The organism is Campylobacter sp. BCW_6465 (assembly GCF_001762815.1).
GTDB lineage: Bacteria > Campylobacterota > Campylobacteria > Campylobacterales > Campylobacteraceae > Campylobacter_D > Campylobacter_D jejuni.
Genome location: NZ_MJXN01000103.1, coordinates 4,254 through 8,751, shown reverse-complemented (window position 1 = coordinate 8,751; position 4,498 = coordinate 4,254). Strand labels below are relative to the sequence as shown.

At 29.2% G+C, this 4,498-nt stretch carries 3 protein-coding genes; all 3 read left to right on the top strand.

Features of this window, described 5'->3' with window-relative positions:
* Positions 1-739: bacteriophage T4 gp5 trimerisation domain-containing protein (locus AJ886_RS07910; protein WP_070287507.1), on the top strand; the 739-nt coding region annotated here is incomplete at its 5' end.
* Positions 739-2,193, top strand: coding sequence for a hypothetical protein (locus AJ886_RS07905; RefSeq protein ID WP_070287506.1), 1,455 nt, complete (start codon positions 739-741; stop codon positions 2,191-2,193). The genes AJ886_RS07910 and AJ886_RS07905, both read left to right, overlap by 1 nt.
* Positions 2,194-3,349: 1,156 nt before the next feature.
* Complete coding sequence (locus AJ886_RS07885; RefSeq protein ID WP_070287503.1) at positions 3,350-4,387, top strand: lysozyme inhibitor LprI family protein; 1,038 nt, start codon at positions 3,350-3,352, stop codon at positions 4,385-4,387.
* Positions 4,388-4,498 lie beyond the last annotated feature (111 nt).

The window sequence follows — 4,498 nt, the reverse complement described above, 5'->3', positions numbered from 1 at the left end:
TGAACTTACCCTCTCAAATATAAAAGATAAAGAACAAATTTATTTAAAAGCCCAAAAGGATTATGATGAATTAGTCCAGCATAATTTCACTCAAAGAATCTTAAATGATAAAGATTCTATAGTGGATGGAATTTATAATGAAAGGATTAAAAAGATTCATACTCAAACCATAGACTTAGCTAAAAATGTCAATGTAGGAGGAGAATACTTAACTAATGTAGGCTTATCTAAAGATACCATAGTAGGATTAAGCAATACCTTAAATGTAGGGGTAGATAATAAAGTAAGAGTATCTAAGAATTCTAGCGAATATGTAGGAGAAAACAAAGACATAGAAATAGGTGCTAATCAAAACACTATTATCCATAAGGATGAGATAAGAAATGTGAAGGGAGAAAATAAATTATTAATAGAAAAGTCTTTAACCCAAACAATAGAAAAAGAATTTTTCCTTAATGTTCATCAAAATTTATCCGCCCACATACAAGATAATACATCCTTAAAGTCCAATTCCATGCAGACAAAGGTAGAGGAACAATATTCTTTAGAATCAGATAATTCAACTTTTGACTTTCAAACAGATTGTGAAGTAAAAGCAGGTAATCAAATCCTCCATCAAGTAGGCGATACTCAAATTGTTACTAAGGGAGATTGTGTTATCATTAAAGCAGGTGGAGTTGAAGTAACTATAGACTCTAAAGGACTTGTGGTTAGAGGTGGAGAGCTTAGGGCAGAGTAATGGAAGCACTTAATCAAAAAAATAGTTTAAATATTAGGCTTTTAAGTTCTAATAATATTCTTCTGCATAATCAAGAATTTAAGCTTTATGAAATAGCACAGGGCAATAAAAATGAAATCAAGACTATTTTTACAACCAATAGAATGAGGGAAGCTCATTTAAATGCTAGTGAAATTTTTAGTAAAGAAGCACAAAGCTTTGAATTAATTTTAAATCAATCTAGTGTTTATAAAAACAAACCCATCTATAATCATAGATTTTTATTAAGAAGTTATGAGTATGGGCATTGGTGTGAAATAAAATTTGAAAGAAAGGCAGATAAAGGCCCTATAAACTCTATTAGGCTAAAATCCAAAGAATTTACCTTAGAAAATAATGAAAAAATAGCGCGTAATTTCTATACTTTTGGTGATATAGTAGAATTTGAAGCTATTTATGAGGATACAAAAATCAAAGAAGAGCAAATTAAATGGGGTTATGTTTTTATTCAGGATAAAAACACCTTAGATAAGTTAAACAAAAACCAATTAACTAATGACAAAAAGGAAAGTTCTTTATTTGATGAAGAAATTTTAAAAGATTGTTTTTATATTGAAAAAGAAGAAGATAAAGCCCTATTATCTTCTTCTATCATTTATAGACATTTAGACAACAAAGCTTATTGTGGAAAATCTCTTAGTTTGCAACTACCAAACCCTAAAGACACACAAGAGCAAAAAGCACTATTAGTCTTTGCTTATAAAGAAATACCCAATTATAATGCCTCTTATCTTATAAGAATAAATGATTATCCACAAATTACCATTGATTGCACTCTAGCAGAAACTCATAGAGCTATAAAAGACTTACAAAAACCATCAGATATTATCGATAATAGTTTATATTTTCAAAGGTTTGATATAAAAAATGATGTGTTTTTACCGCATTTAGGCTTAAGTAAATTTGATGCATTTCCATTGCAAAACTCCATACAACATGAAAAAGAAGTTTTAGATAAATTCCACTCTAACCCAAAATACAAGCAGAATTTTGCTCTATACTCTATTGCAGGGACTTTTAATATCTTATATATACCAAGCCTTATACAAATCACTAGAGTTACAAGATTCTATAATTACCATTCTTTATATGCTGCGTGCAAAAAGGTGCGTGCTTTTATCATTAATACTGTGAATTTTAATAATAATGGTAGCGATCAGCTTATTGGGGCATGGGATTATAAGAAGGTAGGATTTGATTTATATAATTCGATAATGCAATACCGAAATACAAAATTTCATTTTAAATATACCTCACCAAAATCATTCTTATTTCCCTTATATAATTCAGACTTTCTAAAAACAAAGCAGTATTTTAATCTAGGCTTAGATTTCTTTTTATATAGCTCTACATTTTTGGATATGGATTTTAGTCATACGCAAATGCAAGATACTGCTTTTATAGTGGGGAAGTAAGATGTTTTTTGCTGGTGGTGATTATGAGCCTTTTATATATGGGCTTAGTCTTATTGCATACTATTTTCTACCCCTTTATTGTCTGACGCTTTTATTGTATAAATATAAGCCTCAATATGTGAATCTTACTCTACATATTGGAGCTTCAGTGTTGTTATACTTAGCTATGTGGGTAATATTTGTCGATACAACTATTATCAGCCTTTTTGAAATTTTTCAAATGTTTTTAATCCCCATTATCTTGCAAATTATACATCTTACCTTTATACTCTATACTATTATCTATACTTATTTTGATATGCAAAAGATTTCATTTACAAAGAGACTAGGCAGATATATCGTTTCATTTTTTATTGGGATTGGACTACTTATCCTTTCTTTTGTAATGATGTATGCTATTGGATATTATATCAGCTCATGGTGTGATAGATATTATCTTAAAATCGATGAGAGAAATGAGGCGATTCGCACTATAACTTTTTATGTTCTTGTTGTGGTTTTTCCCAGTATAATTGCACTACTCCTTAGCTATATCCTCTATAAAAATCATAAGTCATTTTTTACTAAGATTCTATATAGAATCTTATCTATGATAGGCAAGGACAAACCATAATGCAAAAACTTATATATCAAAACCACGACTACCAACAAATACAAATCCAACAAACACAGAAACATTTCAATCTTGGTTGTGATTTTATAGTTACAAGCAAAGGTTTTAAAAATATTAAGATTCCAAATAATTTGGATACAAAGAAACTATTGAGGATTATAGTAAAAAGTGAGGCGAGATAATGACTGATGGATTTGGGTTTTTAGCATATGTCTTTACATTGCCTGTATTGATTCTTGGTGGTATATCTTGTGTATGTATAGTATTTTTGATAAGATTTCAAAGCTTTTGTGGGTTTGTATGTTCAAAAAGTTTTTGGATTGCTTGGCTTTTTTCATATTATTTATTATTTTTGATTATCTGCATTACTTGTGAATGGGAGTTATTAACAATGTATATCTGTGGTATTTCTTTACCTTTGGTATATTTTTAAGAAAATTTTTTATGCAATCACATTTAACTAGCTCCAAACGAATTTTCATTGAGGAGTAGTTATTATGTTTGAAACGACAAAAAATACAGAGTAAATTAAAAGGAGTTCTTATGCAAAAGTTTTTAATAGTTTTAGGATTGTGTTTAATGTTAAGCATTAGTGCTAATGCTCAATCTCCAAAAGAAGCTAAACCTAGCTTTGATTGTGCTAAAGCAAGTACAAAAGTAGAAAAGATGATTTGTAATGATGAAGGTGGGCGGTTAAAAAATTTAGATCGCTATATGGGTGAAGTCTATACACAATTAAGAAAAGAGTTAAAAATCTCTAAATTTCCTGATAAGGAGCAAAGGCTAAAAGATCTTTTAGATTCACAAAGAGCATTTATTAAAAATTTAAATGAAGTTGATTTTATAAAAGATTCTTATGAAGAGCGCATTACACAATTACTTAAACTTCTAGGAGAAGTGCTAGATTCTAACAATAAAGAACTATGTGAATATGCAAGAAAAAATAAATTTGGTGACAGTAAATGGCAAGAAGTTCCTCCATCTGTCAATCCTCCCTTTAGTATAGGTTATTGTGCTTTTGGAGCAAATGATAAATATGGCAATTTTGATAATTATTGCACAGAAAATAGAGAGATTATAAAAGAAGAAATGACAAAAGCTATCAAAGAAAAAAGTCTTTTTATCAGTCCTCCTAGAGTCTATAAAAGAAAAATTGATATTAATAATGATGGAGTGTTAGATAATGTAATTCTTTCACGAGGGGAATATTTTAGTGCACTTTGGATATATAAAAATGGTAAGCTAGATGCAAAAGCAAGTGATAAAATCTATGGAGATGATTTGCATTTTAGTGGAGAAAAAACTAGTTATCAAACTGTAATGGTTAATGAAGTGCCTAGCATAGCATTTGATACATATGCCCTGCCAAGCAATAAAATTTCAGGAATACCAGAACAAGCAGAATTTAACTCTGAAATTCCTATACTAAGCTATTTAACTTATGGAGTTATGGAATTTCAAGGCAAAAATTATATTACTCTTTGGAATGGTAGATTTAATTTTGATGAGAATTCTACTTATCCAGAAACACGCATTTATCTTTTAGAAGGTAATAAAAGAGAATTAAAATGCACTTTTTAAAAAGGAATAATTGATGTTTGAAGCGACAAAAAATACAGAGTAAATTAAAGGAGTTCTTATGCAAAAGTTTTTAATAGTTTTAGGATTGTGTTTAATGTTAGCCATTAGTGC

Coding starts and splice junctions, on each gene's coding strand:
- AJ886_RS07905 (WP_070287506.1), top strand. CDS start 739: ATGGAAGCACTTAATCAAAAAAATAGTTTAAATATTAGGCTTTTAAGT.
- AJ886_RS07885 (WP_070287503.1), top strand. CDS start 3,350: ATGCAAAAGTTTTTAATAGTTTTAGGATTGTGTTTAATGTTAAGCATT.